We start from the raw sequence: 14,019 nt of genomic DNA, 5'->3' as shown, positions 1-14,019 counted from the left end.
ACGATGATGCTGTTGAAATGATGAATGCACAAGCTGTTGTACCTTTTGGTACCGCACTTTGGCCTTAACGGTTTTTTATAATTAAGGTTCTTTATAAATAATATACCCTATGGATTTCAAGATGCATCGCGACGGCAGGTGAGTGCAGCCAACAAAGAGGCAACTTGAAAGATAACGGATATAATATATAAGTAAGGGGAGTCGCCCCTTACTTAGAAATAAACAGGATTATCCTCATGGATAAAAGTCTTGAAAATATGTATGGTTGTTTATCACACCATCCCGCAATTTCGGATAAAGTAAGAAATGATGAATGTATAAAAATATTTATCGGATCTGATACTGAGCATAGCGATATTGCGCAAAAGATGCATGTGCATAAGAAGCGTTTCGATGTAAAGTCTGATTTTGCTTTTTTAGAAAAAACATCACCGGACGATATAAAACAAAAAATATCTGATTGTGATTTGTTTATTTTTCTTTACGCATCATCAACATTAAAGAATGCCTCTCCACAAGGGCCAGAATATCTAACCAAAATAAGAAGCTTTATTACTGAATCATGGAAGAAATCTGTTAATAAAGGGAACTCGATTGTAGGTTATTTAGAAAAAGGCCATAAGTGGACTTCCATTGATGGTAGTGGAAATATTGATGTTATTCCTGGGGAAATAGCAAGCCATATAAAGAGCCTTAACGGTAGTGTCAGCTTTAGTGGCACTTTTTTGAGTACGGCACCCTTTGCCATAAAGTATGGGGTTGTCAATGATATGATGACTATAAATATAAAAGAGGGTGAAATTATTGGGTTTGATTGTGAAAATGATGAATTTAGTCAGGATTTTAATTTATACCTAAACCATAATCACGGAAACCGAATTGTTGAAGAGTTTGGTATTGGGACTAATATGGGGGTGAAAGCGCTTTATGGCAGAAATGCTGGTTTTGAAGAACGACATCCTGGTTTACATCTTGGTTTGGGTGGTGGTGTAAAAGGGAGTCATCATTTAGATTTGATATTTTCTGGTGGAAAAATAGCATTTGATCAAACAGTCTTCTTTGATAATGGTTATGTGAATGATTTCCGTTAGTGATAAATAGATCTGTCTTTTATTAAAGACCACCTATTCTAAGTGTAGTTAAATGGTTTTGTCATATTGAAATGGCAATAGAAATTTTCCTTTTATTATTTAGAGTTAGAAATGGATATGCTGTATTGACTAAAAGCTACAGTGGAAACCTGTAGCTTTTGGTTAATTATCGGGCTACTCGTAACCCGCCTTCAATACCTTTTAGACTGAATATGATTTGCCACAATTGGATATCGCGAGCACGAAATGCACCTGCACAGGCATTTAGATAATAGCTAAACATGCGTTTAAATGTTGGACTATAGTTATTTTCTATTTCAGGCCAGCAGGCAATAAATCTTTCATGCCAGGCCATCAATGTGCGGTCATAATCTGCGCCAAAGTTATGCCAATCTTCCATAACAAAACGGCTTTTGCTGGTGTGGGCTATTTGCTCAATAGAAGGCAGGCAGCCATTAGGAAAAATATATTTGCTGATCCACGGGTCAGCACTGACTTTAGCTTTGTTGGAACCAATAGTATGTAGCAGGAATAAGCCATCAGGTTTTAGGTTTCTTTGAACAACGTCGAAGTAAGTTGCATAATTTTTAGGTCCAACATGTTCAAACATACCGACAGAAACAATTTTGTCGAACTGTTCATGTAAATCCCGATAGTCTTTCAAAATGATCTTTACATCCAGATTGGTACATTGATTCTGTGCATATTTCTGTTGTTCGGCTGAAACAGTGATACCTGTTACGGAAACACCATAATTTTTAGCAGCATAAGCCGATAGCCCACCCCAACCACAGCCAATATCCAGCAGAGTCATACCTGGAGAGAGTGCTAATTTCTCGCAGATGAGTTTCAACTTATCAAGCTGAGCTTGTTCCAGTGTTTCAGCTTGTTTCCAGTATCCGCAGGAATATTGCATATAAGGGTCAAGCATACGGGTAAAAAGATCATTTCCTAAATCATAATGTTGATGACCGACAATCCATGACCGTTTTGGCGTTTGCAGATTACGTAAGCGGGTTATTGCGATTCTCAGCGTATCTTTGAAATTATTAGGCATTTTATTTTCTAATCCAGCGCGTAAAACGCGATAAAAGAAAATATCCAACCGCTCACAATCCCACCAGCCATCCATATAACTTTCACCTAATCCCATCGAACCTTGTTGTAAAACTCTTTTATAGAAATTAGGGTTTTTTATCTGGATATCATAAGGATTGTGACCATTAATTTGAATACCTGCTTCTTCTAGCATCTCATTGGTAATTCTCTGCCAGGAGTTAATGGCTGTTTTCGGGTTTTCAATACAGGATGAACTCATATACTCTCCAACGTTAGGGTGATGGAATATTGAGGAGCTCGTTTTAGCTAGCAAAGCAGGATGCTAAGACGCAAAATGCAAAAAATAACAAAGAATCAAAGTAAAAAACCTTAAAGATGACTAATCCATAAGTTTAATGAGGGCAGTCATTGCTCCTGAAAACCTCAAATTCCAGGTTATTTATAATAGGGAACATATTGAGTATAAAAGCGTAAAATTGTTTTATCAATTAATAAATAAAGGCTGCGATTAATTAGTAATTGGCAGCCTTTATTGAGATAGCAATTTGATTAATATCAAGAATTTTGTTCAATTATGTGAGTGTGGCGATCAGCGTTTTTTTTCCACTGCATAAAATATCCTAATGTCATTGGAACAACGGTAGAAACCATGACAGTGGTTGTGGATATGAGAGGATTGCTGATAAATGCTGATACAATCAGGCTGGCAATAAAACAGAGCCCTAATTGAAGCGTGTTTTGTAATGCAGTAGCTTTCCCACTGTCTTGTGGATAAGCGGATAAAGCGTTTGCTACTGCAATTGGGTATAACGCACCATTCATCGCAGCCATAAAGCAAAAAGGTACCAAAATGGTGAATAGCGTTGGCTCGCTAAATTTTGCCATTAAATAGAGCACAATCATACTGACAGCATAGCCAATTAACAGATAAGGGAAAATAATATCACTTTTTATTTTGGCTAAAATACTGCGGCATCCATAACCTCCAACGATAAAGGCCAGCGTTTGAGGGATATAACTCAGACCGATGTCATCTGGGGTATATCCCATCTCACCGAGAATCGAAGGTGAGCCTGTTAACCAGGCAAAAAAGCCGGCGCTGCATGATGCAAATATCAGAACATTGCCACTAAATAGCGGTGATTTTAATAGCGTAAGGAAAGAGACATTATTTGTTTGCGCTTGAGTTTCACGGTTTTTGCGATTTTCTTGCAAGAACAGAGTAAAAAACAACAGTAATAATGTAATTGTCAGTAAGACTAGGAAAATTATGCGCCAGCCGCCATGTTGTAACAGCCATGCTCCCATTAAAGGCGCTAGGGCAGGGGAGAGCGCAACCAGGGGCATAATCGTGGCAAAAACACGTTTGGTACGATTGGAATCGTAACGATCAATAACTAATGCTTGCCATGAGACGGCGGCTGAACAAACACCTATGGCTTGAATAAAACGCAAAACTAAAAGTTGGGTGGCGTCTGTTACCCACATCATCCCCAGACAGCCAATAGAAAACAGGGATAGCCCGGTGATGATAATCGGCTTTCTGCCAAAGCGATCTGAAAGAGGTCCCCACAAAAGTTGCGCAAAGGCGAAACCTGCAAGAAAGATACTCAGGCTGGCACTAATTGCGTTTGCCGATGTACCTAATTCTTGTTGCATGGCACCGAATGCTGGCAGATACATATCAATAGCCAGATAACCTAGCATACTCAAGCCTGCAAGGTAGAACATGAACTGACTTGAGTTTTTCATTTGATTACTCTCTTTGGATGTCATGATTGAAATAATTTGCAGTGATATACCCGTCATCTTTCAAGTTGCCTCTTTGTTGGCTGCACTCGCTCACCCCGGTCACATCGTTATCTATGCTCCCGGGGATTCACTCCCTTGCCGTCGCGATCCATCTTGAAATCCATAGGGTAAGGTAGATAACGATATTGACACATATTCTATACGTCGTGATTTTTACTTGTGAAATGGTAATATTTGCATAGTGTTGTGAAAAAAATTGAAAGGTAAAATTATGTGGTCAGAATATTCACTTGAAGTTGTGGATGCGGTTGCCAGAACAGGCAGCTTTAGTGCCGCTGCATCAGAGCTTCACCGTGTCCCTTCTGCGATCAGTTATACCGTAAGACAACTGGAAGAGTGGCTTGCTGTTTCGTTGTTTGAGCGTCGTCATCGGGATGTAGAATTAACTGAGGCAGGCGCTATTTTTATCAAAGAAGCTCGCTCTGTTATCAAAAAAATGATTGATACTCGTCACCAGTGTCAACAAGTTGCAAACGGCTGGAGAGGGCAATTTAGTATTGCTATTGATCTCGTTGTCAAACCAGAACGTAGTCGCCAGCTTATTCTTGATTTCTACCACCATTTTCCTGATATAGAACTTTTTATTCATCAGGAAGTGTTTAATGGTGTGTGGGATGCGCTGGTGAATAGTCGAGTTGATGTTGCAATTGGTGCAACCCGGGCGGCTCCAGTCGGGGAAAGGTATAGTTTCCGAGATATGGGGTTTATGCCCTGGTTATGTGTGGTTAGCGCTGACCATGCGCTGACCCAGTTGCCGGGTCCGTTATCTGATGATCAAATGCGGCCTTATCCAAGTTTGTGCCTTGAAGATACATCCCGTAATTTACCGAAGCGTGACACCTGGAATCTGGATAATCAGCGCCGGTTGGTGGTTCCTGATTGGGAGTCCGGTCTGTCTTGTCTAAACGAAGGGTTATGTGTAGGAATGGTGCCTAAGCATAGGGCAATGCCGCTTATTCGACAGAATAAACTAACCGTGCTGGAATTAGAACAGCCTTTACCAGACAGTCCATGTTGTTTGGCATGGGTTCAAAACAGCCATTCTCCAGCATTAAGTTGGCTGCTTGACTATCTTGGCGATAGTGAAACTCTTAATGCTGAATGGCTTCAAGATGAATAAAACGAATTAACGACGATAGTCGATAAATGGACCATCCACGACAGAACGTCGCTCAACCAAGCGTGGATGTACTTCAATAGTTTGTGCATCTTCACGTTTATTGATTATTCTGTCCAGCAACATGGAAAAGGCCATCTGCCCCAGTCGTTCTTTTGGCTGATGAATGGTGGTCAATGCCGGAGAGAAATAACGAGCGTTGCGTATATTGTCATAACCGATGACAGAAATATCCTGTGGGACGCGTAATCCTAATTCATCAGCAGCACAAATCGCCCCCATAGCCATAACATCTCCGCCGCAGAAAACCGCAGTCGGGCGCTGTTTTTGATTCAAGATTTGATGCATGGCTTTATAGCCCGATTCTGGTTCAAAATCCCCCTGAATAACCCATTCTTCTCTGATCGGAATGTTGGCCTCTTTTAACGCCTTTAAGAATCCTTGATGACGGCCACCGCCGGTATTTCGTGCCAGAGGGCCGGGGATCGCACCAATATCACGATGACCACGTTCGATAAGATAACGACCAGCTAGATAACCGCCGTGGAATGCATTATCGATAATAGTATCGGTGAAATCGCTTCTGGCCTGTCCCCAATCCATGACGACCATTGGAATATTGCGATAATCTTCCAACATTCCCAACAACTGTTCCGGGTATTCTGAACACATAATTAGCAGTCCATCCACACGTTTTTGTGCCAGCATGGCTAGATAGGCTTTCTGTTTATCAATGTTATTGTGTGAGTTACATAAAATCAGCGTATAGCCTTTGCTATAACAACTGTTTTCAACAGCCTCAATGACTTCAGCAAAATAGGGGGCTTCACTGGACGTTGCCAGTAATCCGATCGATTTTGTGTGGTTAACTTTCAGACTGCGGGCAACGGCACTGGGTGAATAATTCAGTGCTTTAATAGCAGTCCAAACAGCAGCTTTAGTATCTTCAGCGACGAAGCGGGTTTTATTAATAACATGGGATACGGTGGTGGTTGAGACGCCAGCGTGCTTAGCCACATCTTTGATCGTTGCCATGAGGTGAAAGACTCCTGACCTTTTGGTCTAAATTTAAAACGCTTTGTTAATCGCTTTCTAGCCCTTTACATCGAAGGACTGGCAATAAGTTAGCGATAAATCCTGGATTTTGTCTGATCTGGCTCAAAACTGGAAGCAATAATCAGTGTTATAAAATGTGTGGTAATCGCTATTTATACTTTTCCTTATGTAAGTGCAATTAACCATCTCAATAGACTGGTTTTTGTCGTTATAAACTTTTTATTCTGAGGAGGCTCTATGAATACCGATTTGAAGCTTGGTTTATTTACTGCTGTCAGCACGTTGGTGATGATTGCCATTTTTGCCGCTCTTTGCTTGATCTTTGCCTGATGTTTTGAACGGGTTAGATGATTTAAAAATTGGGTTTTACGTTGAAAGGAAATTGGGCAGATAGTCTCTTTATCTGCTCTTTGTTTTTCTGCCGCCGTTGTGTCTGTCATCTTAACAACCTCTACAATAAATAACCGTGAAAATGATGTCATCTGTGTCAGGATACGAAGAGATCAGGATACATATTAGTGAGAGAAAATGGTATTCTCCGCAATATTGTGACGATGTTGGTTATCAACAGACTGTTGGTTTAAAGGAAATAAAAATGACGACGACTATAGAGAAGATTGAGCGCCAAATTAAAGAAAACCCGATTTTATTGTATATGAAAGGTTCTCCTAAATTGCCAAATTGTGGCTTTTCCGCGCAGGCGGTTCAGGCTTTATCTGCGTGTGGTGAACGTTTTGCTTACGTAGATATTTTGCAAAATCCAGATATTCGTGCAGAATTGCCAAAATATGCTAATTGGCCAACTTTTCCTCAGCTTTGGGTGGAAGGTGAGTTGATAGGTGGATGCGATATTATCATTGAAATGTATCAGCGTGGTGAGTTACAAACATTAATCAAAGAAACTGCTGATAAATATCGTTCTCAGGACGAAAACGCGAAAGAGTAATTTTTTAATTATTTATATACCCTATGGATTTCAAGATGGATCGCGACGGCAAGGGAGTGAATCTCCGGGAGCATAGATAACTATGTGACCGGGGTGAGTGAGTGCAGCCAACAAAGAGGCAACTTGAAAGATAACGGGTATAGATGATTATGCTATCCCCCCACATGTTGATATATGGGGGGATTATTGTTTAGGTTTGATTATATTAATCTAGCCGTTCAGCTATTTATCCAGTTTTTTCTGCTGTTGTTGCTAATGGCCAGCCACCAAGTTGTTTCCAACGGTTGACCATTTCACAGAATAATTCAGCGGTACGATCAGTATCATATAAGGCACTGTGAGCCTGATTATTATCGAATGGGATACCGGCTGTGATGCAGGCTTTTGCTAAGATTGTTTGTCCTAACACCAGACCACCTAAAGCAGCGGTGTCAAAAGTTGCAAACGGATGAAACGGATTTCGTTTTAGTCCGGTGCGTTCCGCGGCAGCCATAACAAAGCTGTGATCGAAGTTAGCATTGTGAGCAACGATAATTGCTCGATTACAATGATTATTTTTTATCCCTTTACGAACCATTTTAAAAATAGCGTGCAGAGCTTCATATTCGCTCACTGCTCCACGTAGCGGATTTAATGGATCAATGCCGGTGAATTCCAGGGCTGCTGGTTCAAGGTTGGCTCCTTCAAATGGCTCAATATGGAAGTGAAGTGATTCGCCAGGCGTTAGCCAACCTTCACCATCCATCTCCAGTGTAACGGCGGCAATTTCAAGTAATGCATCTGTTTTGGCATTAAAACCGCCAGTTTCAACATCAATAACAACAGGGTAATAACCTCTAAAACGTCCACTAAGGACGTTTGGCTCTTTTTTGTCAGACATCAGATTGAGTTACCCAGAGCGTTGCGGGCATTTTTGTTTTCAATAAGTTCAATTTTGTAGCCATCTGGATCTTCAACGAAAGCAATAATGGTTGTTCCGCCTTTTACAGGACCCGCTTCACGGGTAATGTTACCACCTGCTTTGCGAATAGATTCGCAAGTGGCTGCGACATTATCAACACCTAATGCGATGTGACCAAAGGCATTTCCCATTTCGTAATGGTCAACTCCCCAATTATAGGTCAACTCGATTACTGCTCCTTCGCTTTCATCAGCGTAGCCAACGAAGGCGAGTGAGTATTTATATTCGGTGTTTTCACTGGTGCGCAACAGGCGCATTCCTAACACTTCAGTGTAAAAATTAATGGAGCGTTGTAGATCACCAACACGGATCATGGTATGGAGTAAACGCATAATTACCTCTAATTTAATGGTTTTACCAATATTTTTGTGCGGTAGATCGCACAAAAACCACTAACTATAACGTGTCTTACGGTTACAGTTCAATTTGTCCATAATTATAATTTATTCTTATCTAGGTTTATAATTAAATATAGTATGTGAATTGTATAGGAAACGGGATGTGATGGCTGAGCAACTAGAGTTTTTTGCTATTCCCAGTCCTTGTCGAGGAATTTGTCAGGCGAATGAGCGGGGTTTTTGTCTGGGGTGTTATCGCAGCCGGGAAGAAAGATTTAATTGGATGAAAATGTCAGATGGGCAAAAGCGTGAAGTATTGCGACTGTGCCGGCAAAGATATTTACGTGCATTGAGAGCACAAAATCAGATAGATGAAGAACCACCTGAACAGCCATCACTGTTTTAATTATCGATTTTTGAGGTTATTGGGATTAACAATTCAATGATTTACTTATATAGGGTTATATTTTTGGCAAAGTTATAAATGTTCTACTATAATTTTAAGTATTTTGTTTGTTATTTTTTTATTTCTTGATTAACGGACAGGCTAAGTGAGCTTATTTGATTTTTTCATAACCTTATGTTTTAAATGGAATTTTAAGCTTGATTGTGTGATAAATGTAAAATAAAAACAACATTAATGTAAAAATAGATAGCTTAGCATTTAGATGACAGCTATTCTTATAGTACTTTGAATAAAGTATTGAATGATATTTATTGGTTTCTGCTTGTCTGTATTCGTAGTTCTGATAGTTTTTATGGTAAAAATATTGTATGTTAATTGTTTGTTCTGAGTTTAAATTAAGTTTAGTTATTCTTGGTTATAGTTACCTGAATTAGTTAGTTACTAAGAATTTACTGTGATTATACAGAAGTTATATATACTTTTTAAGGCTAGTTAGCCTGATTTAGAAAAATTTGGCTGTTATGTTTAGTAGGCTAGTTATTTAAGGAGGGACAATTGGAATCTACATTGGGATCAGATCTGGCACGGTTAGTTCGTATTTGGCGTGCTTTAATTGACTATCGTTTAAAGCCGTTAGAATTAACTCAGACTCATTGGGTAACGTTATACAATATTAGCCGGTTACCTCAGGAGCAATCTCAGATACAGTTGGCGAAAGCTATCGGTATCGAGCAACCATCTTTAGTCAGGACATTAGATCAGCTTGAGGAAAAAAAACTTATCACCCGGCATACTTGTGCCAATGATCGTCGTGCAAAGAGAATCAAGCTAACTGAAGATTCTGCATCAGTTATTAGGGAGTTAGATGGTGTTATTGAATCCACAAGAAATGAGATTCTGGGAGGTATTTCACGCGAGGAACTTGCTTTTCTTTCCACTTTAGTTCAGAAGTTAGAGCAAAATATTATCCAATTACAAAATAGATAGTAATGACGATATCCATGAAATGCTAACCGGATGAAAGAAGACCGCGACTTACTAAAATGAAGTCACGGTTTTCTTATCTATATCTTATTGTCGAGGTGAAACAGTAATATTACTACCTTGGCCTGCGATTCTTACACGTTGGCCTTTATGAAAGAGTGTTTTGCCTTGTTTTTGAACAACAATGATGCTTTCACCACTGTCACGACGAATTTCGAGTTCTACACCTTTAGTTGTGTTAAGAGCTCCCTGAACATTTTGGCCCGCGACACCACCGGCAATCGCACCCGCGGCAGTTGCTAATGTGTTGCCACTGCCACCACCAATAGTATTACCAACAAGGCCTCCTAGAACTGCACCACCAATTGCGCCTAATACATTCTCATTGCTGCTCGCCTGAATATTGATAGGACGAACAGAAACAACTGTGCCGTAAGAGACAGTTTGGACTTGCTTAGCTTGTCCAGCAGTGTAAGTATCACCAGAAAGAGAATCGGTGTTGACACAGCCTGATAATGAAGCAACGGCAACCGCGCTAACTAAAAAGTGCTTAAACATAGTAACTCCTAATTTCGATGCCTGACTGCGGAAATCTGATAGCTCATTGGGCAATCAGGCTAACAACCGGCATTGGCAATAAGTAATAAAAAGTTTATTCAAATAGAATATCAGTACATTAGCAATCTAGTGCTAAACATATATTAAACGTCAATAGAGATTTTTAAAAGAAATAGCTATTAATGAAAAATTCAGCATTTTTTGTGAAGTTGTTTCCAAAACTCAGGTTTTATTCCTTCGTTTGTCTATTAGTCATATACAGCCAAAACCACTGCGCTTTATAGTTATTGGCGTGGTTTCTGATTTTATCAAGACAGATTCTAAGCAGGAAGGCAAATTAAATGGTTATGAAGTCAGGTCGTTATATTGGTGTAATGTCGGGTACAAGTCTGGATGGCGTTGATGTGGTGCTTGCCGCAATCAATGATAAAGTTGTTGCTCAGCAAGCCAGTTATTCGCATCCATTCCCATACGAATTAAAACAGAAAATTCTCGCAGTCTGTCAAGGGCAGCAAACGACATTATCGGAAATTGGTCGGTTGGATTATGAACTTGGTTCTTTATTCGCTGAAGCTGTACAAGGCTTACTGATTAAAACAGGGTTAACCACAAGTGATATTACTGCTGTGGGATGTCATGGGCAAACCGTTTGGCATGAGCCAGATAGTCATACACCTTTCACTATGCAACTTGGCGACAATAACCGTATTGCAGCTTTGGCTGGGATAACTGTGGTTGGCGATTTTCGTCGGAGGGATATGGCGTATGGTGGGCAGGGTGCGCCATTAGTTCCAGTTTTTCATTTCGCCGTATTAGGCCATTCGATAGAACGAAGGATAATTCTCAATATCGGTGGTATTGCCAATATAACGGCGCTATTACCTGGATCACCTGTCAAAGGGTATGACATAGGTCCGGGTAATATGCTGATGGATAGTTGGGTATGGCGTCATCAGAAAAAACCTTATGATAAAGATGCGCAATGGGCACGAGAAGGTGTTGTTAATAACAAATTGCTCGGACAAATGCTTTCTGATCACTATTTTTCACGACCAGCCCCTAAAAGCACAGGCCGGGAGTATTTCAATATGAGTTGGTTGGAGGCTCAATTAGTTAACTTTCCTGACATATCTCCTGTCGATGTTCAGGCAACGCTGGCCGAGCTGACAGCAGCATCTGTATCACAACAAATTATGTTGAGTGGTGGATGTGAACGTCTGTTGGTTTGTGGTGGTGGCGCACGTAACCCGCAGATAATGAGTCGACTTTCTGCCTTATTACCGGGGACGGAGGTTTGCCCGACAGATAAATATGGCTTAAGCGGTGATGATATGGAAGCACTGGCATTTGCTTGGTTAGCATTCCGTACAATGTCAGGTGTGCCAGGGAATTTACCCTCTGTTACCGGTGCGAGTACTGAAACTATTTTAGGCGCGATTTATCCTGTTATTAATCAATAACAATGATAAGCTATCGGGTATTTAGTGAGTCATAAACAGAGTTACGTTAATGTCAGAACATAATGAATTTGATGTTGCAGAATTACGCCGTGAATATATTCGTGGTGGGTTAAGACGTAAGGATTTGACTGAAGAACCCATCGAACTTTTTGAGCGTTGGCTTAATCAAGCATGTGACGCTAAGTTGAGTGATCCCACAGCAATGTCTGTAGCGACGGTCGATGAGAATGGTCAACCGTATCAACGTATTGTGTTATTGAAGCATTTTGATACAAATAGTCTGATTTTTTATACAAATTTAGGCAGCCGGAAAGCAAAACATTTGGCGCACAATAACAAAATCAGCCTCCATTTCCCTTGGTATCCTCTGGAAAGGCAAGTCTCTTTTCTTGGTAAAGCAGAACGTCTTTCTCCTGTTGAAGTGGTGAAATATTTCCATAGCCGTCCTAGAGATAGCCAGATTGCTGCATGGGCATCACAACAATCTTCCCGTATTTCCGCACGCGGTGTTTTAGAAGGGAAGTTCCTTGAATTGAAACAGAAATTCTTGAATGGTGAGGTGCCTTTACCTAGCTTTTGGGGGGGATTCAAAGTGACCTTTGATTCTGTTGAATTTTGGCAAGGTGGTGCAAACCGGCTCCATGACCGGTTTATTTATCAACGGCAAGGCGATAGCTGGCATATTGACAGGCTTGCACCATAAATCGTGGATTATCATTTTTAGTACTAGCACTTATAGTATTGGCGTTTTATCCTATGCCGCACTCTTTTTAAATCGCGATTTATACCCTATGGATTTCAAGATGCATCGCGACGGCAAGGGAGCGAATCCCCGGGAGCATAGATAACGATGTGACCGGGGTGAGCGAGTGCAGCCAACAAAGAGGCAACTTGAAAGATGACGGGTATACACACAGACAAAATACACAAATTGATGGAGTCATTAATGTCTAGCAATAACCTGATAAAACAACTGCAAGAGCGGGGCCTCATTGCCCAGGTGACGGATGAGAATGCGTTAGCGGAGAGACTGGCGCAGGGCCCTGTCTCCCTCTATTGTGGTTTCGATCCGACCGCTGACAGCTTGCATTTGGGGCATCTGGTTCCCTTGCTGTGTTTAAAGCGATTCCAGCTAGCCGGGCATAAACCCGTGGCGTTAGTTGGTGGAGCTACGGGTCTGATTGGTGATCCAAGTTTCAAAGCCACTGAACGTAAATTGAATACTGAAGCTACCGTTAAAGAGTGGGTGGAGAAAATTCGTAGACAAGTTTCACCTTTCCTCGATTTTGATTGTGGCGAAAATAGTGCTAAAACAGCCAATAATTATGATTGGTTTGGCAACATGGATGTTCTGACTTTCCTGCGTGATATCGGCAAACATTTCTCAGTTAATCAGATGATTAACAAAGAGGCGGTTAAACAGCGTTTGAACCGTGATGATGTGGGTATCTCTTTCACTGAGTTTTCTTATAATCTACTGCAATCCTATGACTTTGCTCGCCTGAATGAAGTACATGGTGTTGAGTTACAGATTGGTGGTTCTGACCAGTGGGGGAATATTACTTCTGGTATTGATCTAACGCGTCGTATCAACCAGAAACAAGTATTTGGCATGACCGTTCCATTGATCACGAAATCTGATGGCACTAAATTTGGTAAGACAGAAGGTGGCGCTGTTTGGTTAGATCCGAAGAAAACCAGCCCATACAAATTCTATCAATTTTGGATTAACACTGCGGATGCTGATGTTTATCGTTTCCTGAAATTCTTTACCTTTATGAATCTTGAAGATATTGATGCTTTGGAAGAAGAAGATAAAAATAGTGGTAAAGCTCCTCGTGCTCAGTACGTGTTGGCAGAACAAGTCACCGGTATGGTGCATGGTGAAGAGGGGTTAGCAGCCGCTAAACGGATTACAGAAAGTTTATTCTCTGGAGCTGCTGCTGATTTGACCGAAGCGGATTTTGCTCAATTGGCGCAGGATGGTATGCCAGTAATTGAGTTGGAAAAAGGGGCAGATTTGCAACAAGCTTTGGTTAATGCCGGGTTGGTACCTTCTCGTGGTCAGGCGCGTACGATGATCAGTTCCAACGCTGTCGCAATTAATGGTGAAAAACAATCTGAGCCTGAATACCTGTTTACTGACAGTAACCGTCTGTTTGATCGTTACACCCTGTTGCGTCGTGGTAAAAAACACGATTGTTTGATCTGCTGGAAATAACTAATATTGC

Annotated in this window: 15 protein-coding genes; 8 read left to right on the top strand and 7 right to left on the bottom strand. The window is 40.8% G+C overall.

Features of this window, described 5'->3' with window-relative positions:
- Positions 1 to 236 precede the first annotated feature (236 nt).
- Positions 237 to 1,091, top strand: coding sequence for a leucyl aminopeptidase (locus ACGF49_RS05440; RefSeq protein WP_113043938.1), 855 nt, complete (start codon positions 237 to 239; stop codon positions 1,089 to 1,091).
- A gap of 166 nt (positions 1,092 to 1,257) precedes the next feature.
- Here ACGF49_RS05440 and cfa read toward each other — a convergent pair whose 3' ends face one another.
- Positions 1,258 to 2,409 (bottom strand): cyclopropane fatty acyl phospholipid synthase, encoded by a 1,152-nt coding sequence (gene cfa, locus ACGF49_RS05435; protein ID WP_113043937.1) that lies wholly within the window; start codon positions 2,407 to 2,409, stop codon positions 1,258 to 1,260.
- A 296-nt stretch (positions 2,410 to 2,705) separates the two neighbouring features.
- The gene (gene punC, locus ACGF49_RS05430; RefSeq protein WP_113043936.1) at positions 2,706 to 3,902 is read right to left on the bottom strand and encodes a purine nucleoside transporter PunC; all 1,197 of its coding nucleotides are present in this window, start codon (positions 3,900 to 3,902) and stop codon (positions 2,706 to 2,708) included.
- Positions 3,903 to 4,173: 271 nt separating this feature from the next.
- On the opposite strand from punC, the gene punR reads away from it, so the two are divergent.
- On the top strand, positions 4,174 to 5,082 hold the full coding sequence (gene punR, locus ACGF49_RS05425; protein ID WP_113043935.1) for a DNA-binding transcriptional activator PunR: 909 nt from the start codon (positions 4,174 to 4,176) through the stop codon (positions 5,080 to 5,082).
- 6 nt (positions 5,083 to 5,088) lie between these two features.
- On the opposite strand, the gene purR is transcribed toward punR, so the two are convergent.
- Complete coding sequence (gene purR / locus ACGF49_RS05420; RefSeq protein WP_112875776.1) at positions 5,089 to 6,114, bottom strand: HTH-type transcriptional repressor PurR; 1,026 nt, start codon at positions 6,112 to 6,114, stop codon at positions 5,089 to 5,091.
- A gap of 185 nt (positions 6,115 to 6,299) precedes the next feature.
- Complete coding sequence (locus ACGF49_RS05415; RefSeq protein ID WP_113043934.1) at positions 6,300 to 6,575, bottom strand: hypothetical protein; 276 nt, start codon at positions 6,573 to 6,575, stop codon at positions 6,300 to 6,302.
- Positions 6,576 to 6,730: 155 nt separating this feature from the next.
- On the opposite strand from ACGF49_RS05415, the gene ACGF49_RS05410 reads away from it, so the two are divergent.
- Entirely contained in the window at positions 6,731 to 7,081 is a 351-nt protein-coding gene (locus ACGF49_RS05410; RefSeq protein WP_112893932.1) for a Grx4 family monothiol glutaredoxin, read from the top strand.
- 226 nt (positions 7,082 to 7,307) lie between these two features.
- On the opposite strand, the gene rnt is transcribed toward ACGF49_RS05410, so the two are convergent.
- Positions 7,308 to 7,961, bottom strand: coding sequence for a ribonuclease T (rnt, locus tag ACGF49_RS05405; RefSeq protein ID WP_112875779.1), 654 nt, complete (start codon positions 7,959 to 7,961; stop codon positions 7,308 to 7,310).
- The gene (gene gloA, locus ACGF49_RS05400) at positions 7,961 to 8,374 is read right to left on the bottom strand and encodes a lactoylglutathione lyase (protein WP_113043933.1); all 414 of its coding nucleotides are present in this window, start codon (positions 8,372 to 8,374) and stop codon (positions 7,961 to 7,963) included. The genes rnt and gloA overlap by 1 nt, the downstream gene beginning before the upstream one ends.
- Before the next feature lie 172 nt (positions 8,375 to 8,546).
- Between gloA and ACGF49_RS05395 the strand changes: the two genes are divergently transcribed.
- Both ACGF49_RS05395 and slyA read left to right on the top strand, forming a co-directional pair.
- Positions 8,547 to 8,786, top strand: a complete 240-nt coding sequence (locus ACGF49_RS05395; RefSeq protein WP_112875781.1) for a DUF1289 domain-containing protein — start codon at positions 8,547 to 8,549, stop codon at positions 8,784 to 8,786.
- Positions 8,787 to 9,341: 555 nt separating this feature from the next.
- Positions 9,342 to 9,773: a transcriptional regulator SlyA gene (gene slyA, locus ACGF49_RS05390; RefSeq protein ID WP_112875782.1), complete on the top strand. Its 432-nt coding sequence runs from the start codon at positions 9,342 to 9,344 to the stop codon at positions 9,771 to 9,773.
- 84 nt (positions 9,774 to 9,857) lie between these two features.
- On the opposite strand, the gene ACGF49_RS05385 is transcribed toward slyA, so the two are convergent.
- A complete protein-coding gene (locus tag ACGF49_RS05385; protein WP_112893930.1) occupies positions 9,858 to 10,328 on the bottom strand; it encodes a glycine zipper 2TM domain-containing protein in 471 nt (156 codons plus the stop codon).
- 347 nt (positions 10,329 to 10,675) lie between these two features.
- Between ACGF49_RS05385 and anmK the strand changes: the two genes are divergently transcribed.
- The 3 genes from anmK (at position 10,676) to tyrS (ending at position 14,009) form a co-directional block, all read left to right on the top strand.
- Positions 10,676 to 11,788: an anhydro-N-acetylmuramic acid kinase gene (gene anmK / locus ACGF49_RS05380; protein ID WP_387490086.1), complete on the top strand. Its 1,113-nt coding sequence runs from the start codon at positions 10,676 to 10,678 to the stop codon at positions 11,786 to 11,788.
- Between the two features lie 49 nt (positions 11,789 to 11,837).
- On the top strand, positions 11,838 to 12,491 hold the full coding sequence (pdxH, locus tag ACGF49_RS05375) for a pyridoxamine 5'-phosphate oxidase (RefSeq protein ID WP_387490006.1): 654 nt from the start codon (positions 11,838 to 11,840) through the stop codon (positions 12,489 to 12,491).
- Between the two features lie 243 nt (positions 12,492 to 12,734).
- Positions 12,735 to 14,009, top strand: a complete 1,275-nt coding sequence (tyrS, locus tag ACGF49_RS05370; RefSeq protein ID WP_112875785.1) for a tyrosine--tRNA ligase — start codon at positions 12,735 to 12,737, stop codon at positions 14,007 to 14,009.
- Positions 14,010 to 14,019 lie beyond the last annotated feature (10 nt).

It is taken from the genome of Photorhabdus sp. RM96S (genome assembly GCF_042879335.1).
In the GTDB taxonomy this organism is placed as follows: domain Bacteria; phylum Pseudomonadota; class Gammaproteobacteria; order Enterobacterales; family Enterobacteriaceae; genus Photorhabdus; species Photorhabdus kayaii.
This window is presented reverse-complemented; position numbering and strand designations above follow the sequence as displayed.

Excerpts from the sequence above, each read along its gene's own strand:
- ACGF49_RS05410 (WP_112893932.1), top strand. The coding sequence starts at position 6,731 with ATGACGACGACTATAGAGAAGATTGAGCGCCAAATTAAAGAAAACCCG.
- anmK (WP_387490086.1), top strand. The coding sequence starts at position 10,676 with ATGAAGTCAGGTCGTTATATTGGTGTAATGTCGGGTACAAGTCTGGAT.
- gloA (WP_113043933.1), bottom strand. The coding sequence starts at position 8,374 with ATGCGTTTACTCCATACCATGATCCGTGTTGGTGATCTACAACGCTCC.
- punC (WP_113043936.1), bottom strand. The coding sequence starts at position 3,902 with ATGAAAAACTCAAGTCAGTTCATGTTCTACCTTGCAGGCTTGAGTATG.
- pdxH (WP_387490006.1), top strand. The coding sequence starts at position 11,838 with ATGTCAGAACATAATGAATTTGATGTTGCAGAATTACGCCGTGAATAT.
- rnt (WP_112875779.1), bottom strand. The coding sequence starts at position 7,961 with ATGTCTGACAAAAAAGAGCCAAACGTCCTTAGTGGACGTTTTAGAGGT.
- ACGF49_RS05415 (WP_113043934.1), bottom strand. The coding sequence starts at position 6,575 with ATGACAGACACAACGGCGGCAGAAAAACAAAGAGCAGATAAAGAGACT.
- tyrS (WP_112875785.1), top strand. The coding sequence starts at position 12,735 with ATGTCTAGCAATAACCTGATAAAACAACTGCAAGAGCGGGGCCTCATT.
- cfa (WP_113043937.1), bottom strand. The coding sequence starts at position 2,409 with ATGAGTTCATCCTGTATTGAAAACCCGAAAACAGCCATTAACTCCTGG.
- purR (WP_112875776.1), bottom strand. The coding sequence starts at position 6,114 with ATGGCAACGATCAAAGATGTGGCTAAGCACGCTGGCGTCTCAACCACC.
- punR (WP_113043935.1), top strand. The coding sequence starts at position 4,174 with ATGTGGTCAGAATATTCACTTGAAGTTGTGGATGCGGTTGCCAGAACA.
- ACGF49_RS05440 (WP_113043938.1), top strand. The coding sequence starts at position 237 with ATGGATAAAAGTCTTGAAAATATGTATGGTTGTTTATCACACCATCCC.
- ACGF49_RS05385 (WP_112893930.1), bottom strand. The coding sequence starts at position 10,328 with ATGTTTAAGCACTTTTTAGTTAGCGCGGTTGCCGTTGCTTCATTATCA.
- ACGF49_RS05395 (WP_112875781.1), top strand. The coding sequence starts at position 8,547 with ATGGCTGAGCAACTAGAGTTTTTTGCTATTCCCAGTCCTTGTCGAGGA.